General features: G+C 70.5%; 11 protein-coding genes. 8 read left to right on the top strand and 3 right to left on the bottom strand.

Annotation, left to right across the window (positions count from 1 at the left end; translation table 11 throughout):
• The first annotated feature begins 73 nt into the window (after nucleotides 1-73).
• The 6 genes from ACFY30_RS14835 (at nucleotide 74) to ACFY30_RS14810 (ending at nucleotide 9,161) form a co-directional block, all read left to right on the top strand.
• Nucleotides 74-1,402: an ROK family protein gene (locus tag ACFY30_RS14835; RefSeq protein ID WP_390845586.1), complete on the top strand. Its 1,329-nt coding sequence runs from the start codon at nucleotides 74-76 to the stop codon at nucleotides 1,400-1,402.
• Between the two features lie 446 nt (nucleotides 1,403-1,848).
• Nucleotides 1,849-4,596, top strand: a complete 2,748-nt coding sequence (gene ppdK / locus ACFY30_RS14830; protein ID WP_390845585.1) for a pyruvate, phosphate dikinase — start codon at nucleotides 1,849-1,851, stop codon at nucleotides 4,594-4,596.
• Between the two features lie 277 nt (nucleotides 4,597-4,873).
• Nucleotides 4,874-5,287 carry a hypothetical protein gene (locus ACFY30_RS14825; protein WP_390845584.1) on the top strand — a complete coding sequence of 138 codons (414 nt, stop codon included), beginning with the start codon at nucleotides 4,874-4,876 and terminating at the stop codon, nucleotides 5,285-5,287.
• A gap of 84 nt (nucleotides 5,288-5,371) precedes the next feature.
• Nucleotides 5,372-6,040, top strand: a complete 669-nt coding sequence (locus ACFY30_RS14820; protein WP_390845583.1) for an ABC transporter ATP-binding protein — start codon at nucleotides 5,372-5,374, stop codon at nucleotides 6,038-6,040.
• Entirely contained in the window at nucleotides 6,037-8,334 is a 2,298-nt protein-coding gene (locus tag ACFY30_RS14815; RefSeq protein WP_390845582.1) for an FtsX-like permease family protein, read from the top strand. The genes ACFY30_RS14820 and ACFY30_RS14815 overlap by 4 nt, the downstream gene beginning before the upstream one ends.
• Nucleotides 8,335-8,486: 152 nt before the next feature.
• Nucleotides 8,487-9,161 (top strand): O-methyltransferase, encoded by a 675-nt coding sequence (locus tag ACFY30_RS14810; RefSeq protein ID WP_390845581.1) that lies wholly within the window; start codon nucleotides 8,487-8,489, stop codon nucleotides 9,159-9,161.
• Nucleotides 9,162-9,291: 130 nt separating this feature from the next.
• On the opposite strand, the gene ACFY30_RS14805 is transcribed toward ACFY30_RS14810, so the two are convergent.
• A complete protein-coding gene (locus ACFY30_RS14805; protein ID WP_390845580.1) occupies nucleotides 9,292-10,449 on the bottom strand; it encodes an alkaline phosphatase PhoX in 1,158 nt (385 codons plus the stop codon).
• A 179-nt stretch (nucleotides 10,450-10,628) separates the two neighbouring features.
• Between ACFY30_RS14805 and ACFY30_RS14800 the strand changes: the two genes are divergently transcribed.
• Both ACFY30_RS14800 and ACFY30_RS14795 read left to right on the top strand, forming a co-directional pair.
• Complete coding sequence (locus tag ACFY30_RS14800; RefSeq protein WP_390845579.1) at nucleotides 10,629-11,558, top strand: oxidoreductase; 930 nt, start codon at nucleotides 10,629-10,631, stop codon at nucleotides 11,556-11,558.
• A gap of 74 nt (nucleotides 11,559-11,632) precedes the next feature.
• On the top strand, nucleotides 11,633-12,199 hold the full coding sequence (locus tag ACFY30_RS14795) for an antibiotic biosynthesis monooxygenase (RefSeq protein WP_390845578.1): 567 nt from the start codon (nucleotides 11,633-11,635) through the stop codon (nucleotides 12,197-12,199).
• 210 nt (nucleotides 12,200-12,409) lie between these two features.
• Here the strand turns inward: ACFY30_RS14795 and ACFY30_RS14790 are convergent, their stop codons facing one another.
• Together ACFY30_RS14790 and ACFY30_RS14785 are read right to left on the bottom strand one after the other, a co-directional pair.
• On the bottom strand, nucleotides 12,410-14,545 hold the full coding sequence (locus ACFY30_RS14790) for a SulP family inorganic anion transporter (RefSeq protein WP_390845577.1): 2,136 nt from the start codon (nucleotides 14,543-14,545) through the stop codon (nucleotides 12,410-12,412).
• Nucleotides 14,542-15,147, bottom strand: a complete 606-nt coding sequence (locus ACFY30_RS14785; protein WP_390845576.1) for a carbonic anhydrase — start codon at nucleotides 15,145-15,147, stop codon at nucleotides 14,542-14,544. Before ACFY30_RS14785 ends, ACFY30_RS14790 begins: the two co-directional genes overlap by 4 nt.
• Nucleotides 15,148-15,322: the final 175 nt, after the last annotated feature.

The following is a 15,322-nucleotide window of genomic DNA, read 5'->3' as shown; positions in this document are numbered from 1 at the left end:
CCGTAGGGTTACGTCTATTTAACACGCAAAACTCAATATGTAATGCAAGCTTGAGAAACACAAGGGGGTGTGCATGACTGGGCGTCCGGGACGGACCGGCAGGGCCGGTGGTCAGGCCAGCGCCGGAGATCTGCTGGAACTGGTGCGCAGCGGGCGGGCGACCACACGCGGCGCCCTCCAGCAGGCGACGGGCCTCTCCCGCGCGACCGTCGGCCAGCGCCTGGACCGCCTGTTCCGCGCGGGCTGGCTGCGCGAGGGCGCCGGCGGCCCGGTCGACTCACCGCTGGGCGGCCGCCCCTCGATCACCCTGGAGTTCGACGACGCGCACGCGGTGGTGCTCGCCGCCGACCTGGACACCCGGCACGCGCGCGCGGCCGTGCTGTCCCTGACCGGCGAGATGCTGGCGGAGCACTCCGGGACGCTGGCCGTCGAGGACGGCCCGGACGTCGTGCTCGGCGAGCTGGGCGGCTGGTTCGCCGAGCTGCTGGTGAAGGCGGGTCACCGGGCGGAGGAGGTCTGCGGCATAGGACTGGCCGTGCCCGGTCCGGTGGACAGCGAGACGGGCCGGGTGGTGCAGCCGCCGATGATGCCCGGCTGGGACGGCTACGACATACGAGGCCGCCTGGCGAGAGCGTTCGCGGAGCGGACGGACGGCGCGGCGGGGCACGCGGTGCCGGGGCGGCCGGGGTCCGGCGCGGCTCCGGGGCACCCTGCGTCACGGCTCGCCGCCGCACGGCTCGCGGCCCCGGGGCTCCCCCCGGCGGTCCCGGTGCTGGTGGACAACGACGCCAACCTCATGGCGTACGGCGAACAGCGCACCGGACACCCCGACTGCTCGGCGTTCGTCCTGGTCAAGGTGTCGACCGGCATCGGCGCGGGGGTCGTGGTCGACGGCTCGATCTTCCGGGGGATCGACGGCGGCGCCGGGGACATCGGGCACATCCGGGTCCCCGAGGGCGCGGAGGCGCTGTGCCGCTGCGGGTCGTACGGCTGTCTCGCGGCCCTCGCGAGCGGCGGCGCGGTCGCCCGGCGGCTGGCGGAGAAGGGGGTGCGGGCGGAGTCCGGGTCGGACGTGCGGGACCTGCTGGCCGCCGGGCACCCGGAGGCGGCGGCGCTGGCACGGGAGGCCGGGCGCCGGGTGGGGGAGGTGCTGGCGACGGTCGTGACCCTGCTGAACCCCGGTGTCCTGATGATCGCCGGGGACCTCGCGGGAACCCCCTTCCTGACCGGGGTGCGCGAGCTGCTCTACCAGCGGGCGCTGCCGCGCTCCACCGCCCGTCTGGACGTCGTGACCTCGCGGCTCGGGGAGCGGGCGGGGCTGGTGGGGGCGGGTGCGCTGGTCGTGGAGCACCTGTACGCGCCGGAGCGGGTGGAGGAGCGGTTGCTGGCGCTGGGGGTGTGAGGGACGCTCAGGGGACGGGGGCCGTGTGACAGGGGTGTTTCCGCTCCTGTCTCCGTCCCGAGGCGCGTCCGGATGGTGAAATTCGATGGCTCCAGGAAGCGTGATTCTCGCCACCCTTGATAGGGGTAGCGCTCAGATGAGCGGATCTTGGCCGACTGTACTTCTCCAAGGGGTGGCACTCCGTGCCACCCCTTGATCGTTCATCGATCGAAATCAGGCGTGCCGAACGGCGCTCATGTGAGCGCTGAATGGGACGCTTGGGATAGGTCGCGTTCAAGAAGTGAAAACATCGGCGGCCCTGCGCTTGCCAAGCCTTGACTTTCGATCCCGTGGCGGACGACTGGTTACAGGCGCATGACGCGCAAGTGGACGTACCCAGGCGCCTTTGATCTGGGTATGTTCCTGGCCGTCAGGGCAGCCACCGCGTCCTCGAGGAGTCGAGACCCGTGTCGGAAAACAAAGATCTCCCGGTAGCCGATCAGGCCGCGAGCGTTGAGGGCGTGAAGTTCGTCTACGACTTCACCGAGGGCAACAAGGACCTCAAGGACCTCCTCGGTGGCAAGGGCGCCAACCTCGCCGAGATGACCAACCTGGGCCTTCCCGTCCCGCCCGGCTTCACCATCACGACCGAGGCCTGCAAGGTCTACCTCGACAGCGGCGAGGAGCCGGCGGCACTGCGTGACGAGGTGAGTGCACACCTCGAGGCCCTCGAAGAGCGGATGGGCAAGAAGCTCGGCCAGGCCGACAACCCGCTCCTGGTCTCCGTCCGCTCCGGCGCCAAGTTCTCCATGCCCGGCATGATGGACACGGTCCTCAACATCGGCCTCTCCGACAAGTCGGTCCAGGGCCTCGCGGCCCAGGCCGGCGACGACCGCTTCGCCTGGGACTCCTACCGCCGTCTCATCCAGATGTTCGGCAAGACGGTCCTCGGCGTCGACGGCGAGCTCTTCGAGGACGCGCTGGAGTCGGCGAAGGCGGCGAAGAAGGTCACCGTCGACACCGAGCTGGAGGCGGCGGACCTCAAGAAGCTGGTCACCCGCTTCAAGAAGATCGTCAAGACCGAGGCCGGCCGCGACTTCCCGCAGGACCCGCGCGAGCAGATGGACCTCGCCATCAAGGCCGTCTTCGACTCCTGGAACGGCGACCGCGCCAAGCTCTACCGCCGCCAGGAGCGCATCCCGCACGACCTCGGCACCGCGGTCAACATCTGTTCGATGGTCTTCGGCAACCTGGGCCCGGACTCCGGCACCGGCGTGGCCTTCACCCGTGACCCCGCCTCCGGCCACCAGGGCGTCTACGGCGACTACCTCCAGAACGCCCAGGGCGAGGACGTCGTCGCGGGCATCCGCAACACCGTCCCCCTGGCCGAACTGGAGCAGATCGACAAGAAGTCGTACGACCAGCTGCTCGGCATCATGGAGACGCTGGAGAACCACTACAAGGACCTCTGCGACATCGAGTTCACGATCGAGCGCGGTCAGCTGTGGATGCTCCAGACGCGCGTCGGCAAGCGCACCGCCGGTGCCGCCTTCCGCATCGCCACCCAGCTCGTCGACCAGGGCCTGATCGACGAGACGGAGGCGCTGCAGCGCGTCACCGGCGCCCAGCTCGCCCAGCTGATGTTCCCCCGCTTCGACGAGCAGGCGAAGACGCAGCAGGTGGGGCGCGGCATCGCGGCGTCGCCGGGTGCGGCGGTCGGCAAGGCGGTCTTCGACTCGTACACCGCGGTGAAGTGGTCCCGCTCGGGCGAGAAGGTGATCCTGGTCCGCCGTGAGACGAACCCGGACGACCTCGACGGCATGATCGCGGCCGAGGGCATCCTCACCTCCCGGGGCGGCAAGACCTCCCACGCGGCGGTCGTCGCGCGCGGCATGGGCAAGACCTGTGTCTGCGGTGCGGAGGAGCTCGAGGTCGACACCAAGCGACGCCGGATGACGGTGCCGGGCGGCCACGTCGTCGAGGAGGGCGACGTCATCTCGATCGACGGCTCCTCCGGCAAGGTCTACCTGGGCGAGGTCCCGGTGGTCCCCTCCCCGGTGGTGGAGTACTTCGAGGGCCGGATGCACGCCGGCGCCGACGACGCGGACGAGCTGGTCGAGGCGGTCCACCGCATCATGGCCTTCGCGGACCGCAAGCGCCGCCTGCGCGTCCGCGCGAACGCCGACAACGCCGAGGACGCCCTGCGGGCGCGCCGCTTCGGCGCCCAGGGCATCGGCCTGTGCCGCACCGAGCACATGTTCCTCGGCGACCGGCGTGAGCTGGTCGAACGCCTGATCCTCGCCGACACGGAGACCGAGCGCGAGGAGTCCCTCAAGCAGCTCCTCCCGCTCCAGAAGAAGGACTTCGTGGAGCTGTTCGAGGCGATGGACGGCCTGCCCGTCACCATCCGGCTGCTCGACCCGCCGCTGCACGAGTTCCTGCCCGACATCACCGAACTGTCGGTGCGCGTGGCGCTGGCGGAGTCCCGCCAGGAGCCGCACGAGAACGAGCTGCGCCTGCTCCAGGCGGTGCACCGGCTGCACGAGCAGAACCCGATGCTGGGCCTGCGCGGCGTACGCCTCGGCCTGGTCATCCCCGGCCTGTTCACTATGCAGGTCCGCGCCATCGCCGAGGCCGCCGCCGAGCGCAAGAACGCCAAGGGCGACCCGCGCGCGGAGATCATGATCCCGCTCGTCGGCACCGTCCAGGAGCTGGAGATCGTCCGCGACGAGGCCGACCAGGTCGTCGCCGAGGTCGAGGCGGCGACGGGCGTGTCGCTGAAGCTGTCGATCGGCACGATGATCGAGCTGCCGCGCGCCGCGCTCACGGCGGGCCAGATCGCGGAGGCGGCGGAGTTCTTCAGCTTCGGCACCAACGACCTGACCCAGACGGTGTGGGGCTTCAGCCGGGACGACGTGGAGGCCTCCTTCTTCACGGCCTACCTGGAGAAGGGCATCTTCGGGGTCTCCCCGTTCGAGACGATCGACAAGGACGGCGTCGGCTCCCTGGTGAGGGCGGCGGCGAAGGCGGGCCGCGAGACCCGCCCCGACCTCAAGCTCGGCGTCTGCGGCGAGCACGGCGGCGACCCGGAGTCGGTGCACTTCTTCCACGAGGTCGGCCTCGACTACGTCTCCTGCTCCCCGTTCCGGATCCCGGTGGCCCGGCTGGAGGCCGGCCGGGCGGCCACGCAGTCGGCGGGCAGCGACCACCGCTGATCCCCCGCTAGACCCCGGAGCCGTCGTCGGTCCCCGACCCTCAGTACCGATCGACGGCGGCTCCGGCACGCAAGAGGAGGGCGGCACCCTGTGCGGGGGTGCCGCCCTCTTGTGCTGCGCCCCGGCAGCTTGGGGTGGGTTTGGGACGGGGTGGCTGGAAGTCGATCACCTGTTGTGATGGTGCTTGGTGACTTAAGGTTTCAGCATGTGATTGATCCATTACCTTCTGTAGCGGCCGAAGCCGACGGGGCTTCTGGACGTACAGAAGGGTGCAGCGATGAAGAGGGCGCTACTCGGAGTCGTGGCCGCAGGGCTACTGGTCGTCGGGGCGGGGAGTGCAGTGGCGGACTCGTGGCACCGCATGGGCTCGCTGAACACCGCCGGGGCCAGCTTTCTGGAGGGCCGCTACCGGTTCAATCCGCCACAGCGGAACCACGGTTCCTTCGAGTGGAACGGCAAGTTGAGCGACACGAGGAGCGACGGTCACAACGTGTACATGTTGGTGCGCGTCGAATCCCATCCCTGGGTGCGATATGAGGGGAAGCAGGGCAAGACCGTCGTCCTGCACCACTCGAACTGGGACGGAGCCCAGCGCTACACCGAAGACGCGGAGATCCGGGTTTGCCGAAATCGCGGCAGCCTGAGGCCGGACAACTGCTCCTATACCAAGAAGTTTACGCACCGTCGCTAGGAGCCTTCCGAACCGCAGAGCCCAGATGCCCGCATCTGGGCTCCCTCTCGTCATTGGGGAACCATCATCAATACGTCAGAAGTCTTGTCCGCCAAGGATGTCGACCTCTTCTACGGTGAGACGCCCGCCGTCAGGAAGGCGGACATCAGCCTGCGCCGTGGCGAAGTCGCGGCGATCACAGGACAGAGCGGCTCCGGTAAATCCTCGTTGCTGTACTGCCTGGCCGGGGTCCTGCCCGTGGCGCGCGGAGAAGTCCGTTTCGAGGGGCGCGTCCTCGGTGAACTTGACGACGAGGAACTCAGCGCCCTGCGTCGTGAGCGATTCGGGTTCGTCTTCCAGTACGGTGAACTGCTGCCTGAGCTGACCGTGGAGGAAAACACGGCCTTGCCGCTGCGCCTGGCCGGCCAACGCAAGGCGGAGGCGCTCACCGCGGCCGGCAAGGTTTTGAGCCGGCTGGGCTTGGCCGACCTGCGACAGCGACGACCTTCGCAGGTGTCCGGGGGGCAGAGCCAACGCGTAGCGGTTGCAAGGGCGTTGGTGCATCAGCCCGCTGTGGTGTTCGCCGACGAGCCGACGGGATCGCTCGACAGCGCCAACGCCACGGCCGTACTGGAGGAGTTCCTGTCCCTGGCGCGGTCCCAGGGTACGGCCGTGCTGCTCGTTACACACGACGCCCAGGTGGCCTCTCGGGCCGACAGCCAGTACACCATGTGCGATGGCGTTCTTTCGGCCCTGGCGCGGGAGGCGACATGAGGGAACTCCTGCTGGGACTCCGGCTGTTGTTGGGCAGTGGTCGCGGCAACCGCGTGCGGTTCCTCCTCATGGCCGCGGGCTGTGCCGTTGGCGTGTGCTGCCTCGCCATGGTGCTCGCCATTCCCGGGATCTTGGCTGCGCAGGACGGACGTAAGGCGGCACGTGAGGCGGACTGTCCCCGCAGCGATCGCCGGGTTTGTGTCGGAGCCGACCGGGCGCCTCGCGAGCTCGAACTCACAGACCCTTACGGCTCCCGGCCCATGACGCGCGTATTCCATGCGCCGGGTGCTGCCGCCATCCATCCTCCGCCGGGTCTGAGCGCCCTGCCTGCTCCCGGCGAAATGTTCTTGTCGCCCCGGCTGCACGAGGAGCTCAAGAAGGAGCCTGGCCTGGCCCAGCTTCTGCCCGGCCGGGAACGGGGAATTATTGGCGCGCAAGGGCTGGCTCACCCGGACGAGTTGTACGCATACATCGGGGTCCGCCGTGACCAGTTGAAGAATGGCGAGCCCGTGACCTCGTACGGGTGGTCGTACACACAGGACGAAACGGTAGAACCTTCGACGCTGGACATCGTGAGGTTCACCCTTGCGGGCGTCGTACTGCTTCCGCTGGCCGTGTATCTGTCCGTGTGCGCGCGGCTGTCGGCTGCCGCACGGGGCCGCCGACTGGCTGCCTTGCGGCTTGTCGGGTTGAGCAAAAAAGGTGTTCAGCGTGTCAACGCGGCCGAGACGGTCGCTGCGGCGCTGCTGGGGACAGTGATCGGCCTGGGCATCTACGCGGTGACCAACCGGCTCATCTCCCACATCGGTCTGCCCGGATTTCGATGGTATCCGACTGATGGTTCGCTCTCTCTGTCCACCGCCCTTTTCTGCTTGATCGGTTGTCCCGCCCTCGCGTGGTTCGCAGGAGCGGTCGGGGCCAAGAAGGCCGCGGCGAACCCCTTGGCAGTGCGGCGCAGTGCGGTGGAGAAGGCACCCCCGAAGTGGGGGCTGCTTCCCCTCCTGCCAGGACTGGGCATCGCCGCCGGGTATTGCGTCGCTGGGGCGACGGGGCATGCACCACGCGACACCTCGGTTTCATCGATCCTGATGCCGCTCGCCGTTGTCTTGATCGGCCTCGGGCTTGTGATGTCGCTTCCGATCCTCTCCCGAAGCCTGGCTCGAACCCTGGCACACACCAGCCGATCCCTGCCCCTCGGTCTGGCCATGCGACGCAATGAGGTGGATTCGGGTGGGGCCCTGCGGGTTGCCACCGGTCTGGTGCTGCTGGTCTACGCAGCCTCGCTCGTGCAAGGAGTGCTCATCGAACTGGATCAGGTCTCCAAGAACACCTCACCGGTCCAGACGTATGACTTGCCGCTCGACGGTGTCTCCGACAGGAAACAGAGGGCCTTCGAGAACGTGCCGGGTATCCAGGGACACGTGGTCGAAGCCCGTTCGTGGACGGACTCCACCGTTGATGAGGTGCAGGACGCCATCAGTGTTCTGATCGCCACCTGCGCTCAGTTGCGTGGAGTTTCGCCCATGACGAAGGGGTGCGTAGAGGGGCGTCCCACGCGGTTGGTCGACCCGCAGCAGACGTACGACGAGCCCAGTAGGCCTGGAAAGGTCTACCCGCTCCACCTCTACGACGAAGGCAAGCATCGCAGGGTTGTCGAGGTACTGGTTCCTGAGAAGGCGATCCGCTATCACGACAGCGCGGCCGTTCCTGTTGCCAGCAGCGGCGCGGTGCTCCTCCCTCCTTCATCTCTCCCTGCGGGATTTCGCCCTGAGGGTGCCACGCTCGTCCTCCTCAGCAGCTCCCAGCCCGCCACCGTCCGCTCGGTCCTCGACGGCGTCGGCGGAGTCGATCCGACCGCCAAGGTCGAAACGCCCGGTGTGGTCGTCACCGCCCTCCAGCAGATCGCCGTGGTCAAGACGATCCTCGCCATGGGAATGGTCCTCGGCCTGATCATCGGCGTAGCCGCCTATTTGGTGGCCGCGACCGACCGTGCTGTCGAACGCCGGCCGCAGGTCACTGCCTTGTCCCTGCTCGGCGCGCGGCCCCGTACGCTGCGAGCCGTGCAGGTGACACAGGTCGTCCTGCCCCTGGCCGTCGGCCTGGCATGGGCGGTGGTCGCCGGGAAGGCGGCCGAGTCCAGCTATCTCGTCACCGGCGGGGGCGCGGTCTTCTGGGACGGAGCCGGCGTGCCGTTGCTGCTGGCTTGTGCCCTCGGGGCCGTGGTGGTCGCCGCCCTCGGGTCCCTGCCGTTGATCGGGCGGCGGATCGATCCGGAGTTGATCAGACGGGACTGATCCTCGGGTGTGGGAGAAGGCAGGGGCGGCGCCCGTCGGGGGTGTCGCCCCGTTCCATGGTGGTCGGTGTCGGGGAACGCCCGATGGTGGGCGATCTTGAGGTTTAGGGTGGTGGGCGGGAGTGGGGTCGGCGTGAGGAGGGGGATGCTGCGGTGTATGCGTCCGAGGGGGTCTGGCGGGTTGTCGATGCGTACTTCGTGGAGACGCTCGTCGCTGAGGACCAGGCGCTGATCGAGGCTCGTGAGTCCGGGCGGCTGAGCACGATGCCGCAGGCGGAAGTCGCGCCCAATCAGGGGAAGTTGCTGGCGCTGCTGTGCGGGATGGCCGGGGCGCGGCGGGTGTTGGAGTTCGGGACGCTGGTGGGGTACAGCACGGTGTGGCTGGCGCGGGCCGTGGGGGAGGGCGGGCGGGTCACCTCGCTGGAGTTGGAGGAGCGGAACGCGGACATCGCCCGGCGGAACCTGGAGCGGGCCGGTGTCGCCGGGCGGGTCGACGTCGTCGTGGGGCCCGCGGCGGAGTCGGCGTGGCGGATGGTCGAGGACGGCGTGGAACCGTACGACTTCGTGTTCATCGACGCCGACAAGCCGAGCAACCCCGAATACCTGAAGGCCTCCCTCGCGCTGACCCGGCCCGGGAGCGTGATCGTCATCGACAACGTCGTGCGCAACGGTGTCGTCGTCGACGCCGGCAGCTCCGACGAGCGCGTTCAGGGCGTGCGAGCCGTGCTCGCGGACATCGCGCGGGATGCGCGGCTGGAGGCGACCGCGTTGCAGACGGTGGGTGCCAAGGGGTGGGACGGGTTCACCGTCGTCCGCCGGATCCGCTGACGCCCCGGGGCCGTCCGCCCGTGTGCGGCACCCGGCGCCCGGCACCCGGCGCCGGGCACCCGGCGCCCGGCACCGGCGCCGGCATCGGTTCGCGGCCGGTGCCGGGCGTCGCCCGCCCGGTCGGGGCGTGCTAGGCGCGGAACGGGCCCCTCACCTCGTACGTGATTCCGCCGGACGAGCTGCCGCTCGTACCCCGCTGGCTGGAGAAGTACAGACGGGTGCCGTCCGGGGAGAAGGCCGGACCCGTGATCTCCGAGGAGGACTGACCGTCGACACGGAGGAAGGGGGCGACGACGTCGTCCGGGGTGATCAGGCAGATCTCCATGGTGCCGCCGTCCTCCGCGACGAACAGGTCGCCGGACGCCGAGCCCGTGACGTTGTCGACGCCTGTCAGAGGGGCTGTGCCGCTCGTCACCAGTGAGTCGTCGTAGGCCAGTTCGATCGTCTGGGCCGCCGCGTCGTACTGCCAGACGCGGTTGTCGCCCTTGGTCGTGAACCAGCAGGTGTCGTCCGCGTAGTGGCAGCCCTCGCCGCCGTTGAAGTGCTTGGCGCCGGAGACCTGGGTCCGGGTGGCGGTGGCGCCGGTCGGGTCGGGGACGGGGGACCAGGACACCGGGCCGGAGGTGCCGGTGCCCGCCACCATGACCTCCAGGGTGCCCGAGGACAGGTCGCCCCAACTCGTCGGCCGGAAGCGGTAGAAGCAGCCGTTCGTCTCGTCCTCCGTCAGGTAGATCACCTTGCGGACCGGGTCGGCGGCCGCCGCCTCGTGCTTGAAACGGCCCATCGCGTCACGGCGGATCGCGGACTGGACCCCCCAGGAATCCGTCTCGTAGACGTAGCCGCGGTCCACCTCCTCGCAGGACAGCCAGGTGTTCCACGGGGTCCTGCCACCCGCGCAGTTCTGGCGGGTCGAGGACAGGATGCGGTAGGCGCCGGTGACCGCGCCCGTCGAGGAGAACTTCACCGCGCTCGCGCCGCCCGACGGGTTGATCTCCGAGTTGGAGACGTAGATCCAGCCCGTGCCGTCCGCGTAACAGGCGCCGCCGTCGGGGGCGTTGTGCCAGGTGTACGACGTTCCGGAGACCCTCTGGCCGGAGCGGGCGATCACCCGGCTGGTGAAGCCGGCGGGGAGGCGGATGCCGTTGGCGTCGGGGGAGCCGAGCGCTCCGTAGGGGCCCGTGCCGGGCTGGGCGGGCGCGGCGTAGGCGGCGCCGCGCCAGAGGGTTCCGCCGAGTACGGCGGAGGAGCCGCCGACCGCGGCCGCACGCAGGAAGGTACGACGTTCCACGCTCACTCCCAGGGGTGTCGTGAACCGGGCCCGGTACCGGACGGCGCCGGGGTCGTGCGGGGAGGACGCTAACCGCGCAGGGTAGCTGTGTCGTGGACACGTCGTAACGGGAAGATGCGGGGTGCGTGACCGGGAGCGCCGTAGGCTTTCCGGAGACAGAGCAGCGGAGGGGGTCGGTCATGGCCGGCTGGAGCGTGCGCGACATTCCCGATCAGGGCGGCCGGTCCGCCGTCGTCACCGGCGCCAACAGCGGGCTCGGGTACGTCGTCGCCAGAGAGCTCGCCCGGAAGGGGGCGCGCGTGGTGCTCGCCTGCCGGAGCGAGGCGCGGGGTGCCGCCGCCGTCGAGCGGCTCGTGGGTGAAGTACCGGGCGCCGACGTGGACTTGGCGCGGCTCGATCTCGGAGACCTCTCCTCCGTGCGGGAGTTCGCGACGTCGTACCACGGTCCCCTCGACCTTCTCGTCAACAACGCGGGCGTGATGGCGCTGCCGTACGGCACCACCGCCGACGGCTTCGAGACGCAGTTCGGGGTGAACCACCTCGGGCACTTCGCGCTCACCGGGCTGCTGCTGCCCGCGCTGCTCGCCGCGCCGTCCGGAGCCCGGGTCGTCACCGTCTCCAGCATGATGCACCTGGTCGGCAACATCGACGCCCGCGATCTCAACTCCGAACGCCGGTATCGGCGTTGGCTCGCATACGGCCGGTCCAAGACCGCCAACCTGCTGTTCACGCACGAACTCGCGCGACGGCTGGAGGCCGCCGGAGCCGATGTCGTGGCGGCGGCCGCCCACCCGGGGTACGCGGCGACCAACCTCCAGACCGCCGGACCGCGTGCGGAGGGGCGGCGGGCCGCCGAGCGGCTGATGGAACTCGGCAACCGCGTCGTCGCCCAGCCCGCCGCGGCCGGCGCGCTGCCCGTGCTGTACGCGGCTACCGCGCCCGGAGTCCGGCCGGACTCGTTCACCGGGCCGTCCCTCGCGATGTGGCGCGGGGCACCCGCACCGTCGTGGCGGGCGCCCTGGACCACCGACGACGCGGTGGCGGGCCGGCTCTGGGACGCCTCGGAGGAGCTGACGGGCGTGTCCTACGACGCCCTCAAGGCCGTATGACCGCTTTGCGCACCGGTTCGTCCGGCGGCGCGAACCGGGCATGATCCGCGCGGTACGTGGCACCCGTGATGAGCATGAGCACCACGCACGTTCGGCGGGGCGATCCCATCACCACGGTCCTCACCTGGGAGGTCCGCCCCGGCCGCGAGCAGGAGTTCGAGGACTGGACGCGTGGGATCACCCGCTGTGCCAGACGGTTCCCGGGCAACGAGGGCGTCTCCTGGCTGCGCCCCGAGCAGGGCCACCGCTTCCACGCGGTGCTGCGCTGGTCCGACCCCCAGCGGCTCGCCGCCTGGCTGGAGTCGGGTGAGCGGGCGGCATGGCACGAGCGGATCGCGGACGTCGCCACGGAGATCGGCAGCGAGCGGCAGTCGACCTCGGGGATGGAGACCTGGTTCAGCCTGCCCGGCACCACCGTGCAGCCGCCGCCCCGCTGGAAGATGGTGCTCACCACGTTCCTCGGCGCGTATCCGTTCACGCTGCTGATCCAGTGGCTGGTGGCGCCGGCCACGGGCGCCTGGCCCCTGCCGCTGCGGGCCGCCGTGTTCCCGGTGGTGCTGCTGCCGACGCTGACGTACCTGGTGATGCCACGGCTGAGCCACCTGCTGCGGCGATGGCTCTACCCGCCGCCGGACCGCTGACGAACCCGGCGGGCCCGGCATCAGGCGGGTCCGCCTCGGAGGGGTCCGGACATCGGAGGGGTCCGCCATCGGAGGGGTCCGCCACCGGACGGGCCCGCTCACGCACGGGCCCGCTCACGCACGGGCCCGCTCACGCACGGGCCCGCTCACGCACGGGACACGGGCCCGCCGCCCCCTCGCCGCCGCCTCGTCGATGTCCCGGGGCGGCGGCTACCGCTGGGCGTGACCCGGCGCGTATTCCTCCGCGTACCGCTGGGCGAAGTCCTCCGGCATGGGAGTGGTGTCCAGGTAGAACCACTCCGCGGTGGGGCCGGGGGCGACGGGGGAGGGCCCAGGGGCGGCGGGTGCGGCGGGTGCGGCGGCCGTCCTCCGGCGAGGCAGGGGAGCGGGCCGCGCGTGCCGGCCGGCGCCGCGCCGCGAGGACCCTTCGTCTCCGGGCCGCGAGCCCCCTTCCCCTCCGGGCCGCGAGAACCACTCGGCATCGGTCCCCGACGGCCACTCGGCATCGGTCCCCGACGGCCACTCGGCATCGGCCCCCGACGGCCACGTGGCGGCGGTCTGCGAAGGCCGTTCGGAGCCGGGCCGCGCAGACCGGTCGGCCGCCGACCGCGGGGAGCCGTCCTCGCCGGTGTCGTGCCGCTTCGCGGGACCCGGCATCAGCAGTTCCACCCGCAGGCCCTTGCCGCGCTGCTGGGCCGTGAACTCCTCCACCTGGCTGCGGCAGGCGTGGTCGAGGTGGGTCACGCCGGTGAGGTCCAGCCGGATCCGGGGCCGGCCGGCCCCGGCGGCGGCCTCCAGTGCCTCGATGACCTGCGGCAGCCGCAGGAAGGTCGCGTTCCCCGCCATGACCACCTTCGCGGTGTCGTCCTCGATGTGCTGCCTGATCACCGTCTGCGACATGCGGACCGCCGCCAGCACGATGCCCGCCGCGAGGCCGAACAGGACGCCCTCCAGGAGCGCGGTCGCCACGATGACCAGTGTGGTGAGCGTCATGACCGCGAACTCGCCGCGGTCCTGCCGCCACATCTTCGGGAACTCCTCGGGCGCGAACAGCTTCCAGCCACTGTGGATCAGCACGCCGGCGAGGACCGAGATCGGGATCAGGGCCAGCACCTGGGGGAGGAGGAGCGCGAAGGCGAGCAGCCAGAGGCCGTGCAGGGTGCGGGAGAGCCGGGTCTTCGCGCCCGCCTGCACGTTCGCCGAACTGCGGGCCACCACCGCCGTGATGGGCAGCGCGCCCAGCAGGCCCGCGACCGTGTTGCCGGCGCCCTGGGCGATCAGCTCGGGGTTGTAGCGGGTGCGCGGACCGTCGTGCATACGGTCCACCGCGGCCGCCGTGAACAGGGACTCGGCGGAGGCGATCACCGTGAAGGTCAGGACGGCCGTGATGATCCCCGCGTGGGCCAGGCCCGCGAACTGTTCCGGGCCGGGCACGTCGACCGAGGCCAGTAGATTGCCCACCTGCAGCGTCTTGATCTCGACGCCCGGGATCGCGGCGACCGCGATGCCGATGCCGACGGCGACCAGGGCCGCCGGGACCTTCCTGACGGGTCCGGGCGCCTTCTTCCACAGGAAGCTCAGCACGACCGTGACGGCACCGAGGGCGGCCGCGATCAGGGCCTGCGGGTCGGTGAGCGTGTCGGCGAGCAGGCCGGGGACGCCGGCCATGTTCTCGATCGGGGTGCCGGGTGCCTTCGCGTCCATCGCCGGGTACGCCTGGCTGAACATCAGCGGCAGACCGATGCCGGCGAGCATGCCCTGGACGACGGCCAGCGAGATCGCCTGGAAGAACCGGCCCAGCTTGACCAGGCCGAGGACGATCTGCAGCAGGCCCGAGAAGAGCACGATCACACCGAGCATGGCCACGCCGTGCTCCAGCACGGTCTCCGCGACCAGCGCGGCGAGACCGGCGGCCGGGCCGCTCACCTGGAGCGTGCTGCCGCGCGCCGCGCCGACCACGAGACCGCCGATGACACCCGAGATGATGCCCAGCTCGGCGGGGACACCGGAGGCCACGGCCACACCGATGCACAGGGGGAGCGCGACCAGGAAGACGACGAGGGACGCGGTGATCTCGGTCGCCAGGTCGGCCTTCGGACCCTTCCGGGTCGTCACGGAGTCCCCGCCCGTCCCCGCGTCCCCGCCCGGGCCGGCGTCCTTGCCCGTTCCCACGTCCCGGCGCGGGCCGGCGTCCCCGCCCGGCCCCGCGTCCCGGCGTGGGCCGGCGCCCCCGCCCGGGTCCCCGCCCGTGCTCCGGGCCGGGTCCCTCGCCCCGTCCCGGGCCGGGCGGGCCTTCGGGTCGCGGGCCCTCGCGCCGCGGGTCCGGGTGGCGTGTGCGCCGCTCATGCGGCGTGCACCCGGAACAGACCGTCCTCGTCCAGCTCGTGCACCCGGCCGGTGTCCACCTCGTAGTACCAGCCGTGCAGCCGCAGGGTCCCCGCGTCGAGACGCCGCCGTGCGGAAGGGTAACTCCGCAGCAGAGCGAGCTGGTTGACGACGTTCAGCTGGGCGACCTCCCGCAGCCGCGGATCCTCGGCCGGGCCGTCCAGCGCGGATGCCAGCCTCGGGCGGGCCAGTTGCAGCCAGGCGTCCACACCGGGCAGGGCGGACAGGTCGTCACCGGACTTGAGCGCGCCCATCGCCCCGCAGTGGGAGTGGCCGCACACCACGATGTCCTGAACGCCGAGCACCTCCAGCGCGTACTCGATGGTGGCGGCCTCGCCCGAGGCCCCCTGTCCGCCATGCGGCGGAACAATGTTCCCGGCGTTTCGCAGCTCGAACATCTCACCGGGCCGCGCGCCGGTTATCAGGGCTGGAATCACCCGTGAGTCGGAACAGGTGATGAACAATGCCTCGGGGTATTGCCCCTCGGCCAGCCGCCGGTATTCGCCGCTTTCGAAGTCGACCCGCCGTTGGAACGAGCGGGCGCGGTCCAGCAGTGCTTTCACGTTTCCTCCCGGTGCTTTCATCCCAGGTCAGAGCTGGTCGTCATGGGGGTACGACCAGTTCCTCATCACCGTAGAGGAGCCTTTGCCAGGCGAAGGTTAGAGGAACACTAAACCGCCGACAAGAATGGGACAGTTTTTGTCGGGTGTCGTCTCGGACTGAGCTGCTGCTCACATT

This window comes from Streptomyces sp. NPDC000345 (assembly GCF_042898825.1).
Lineage (GTDB): Bacteria > Actinomycetota > Actinomycetes > Streptomycetales > Streptomycetaceae > Streptomyces.
Note: the sequence above shows the minus strand (reverse complement) of the source record. Positions and strands in the feature narration are given on the sequence as shown.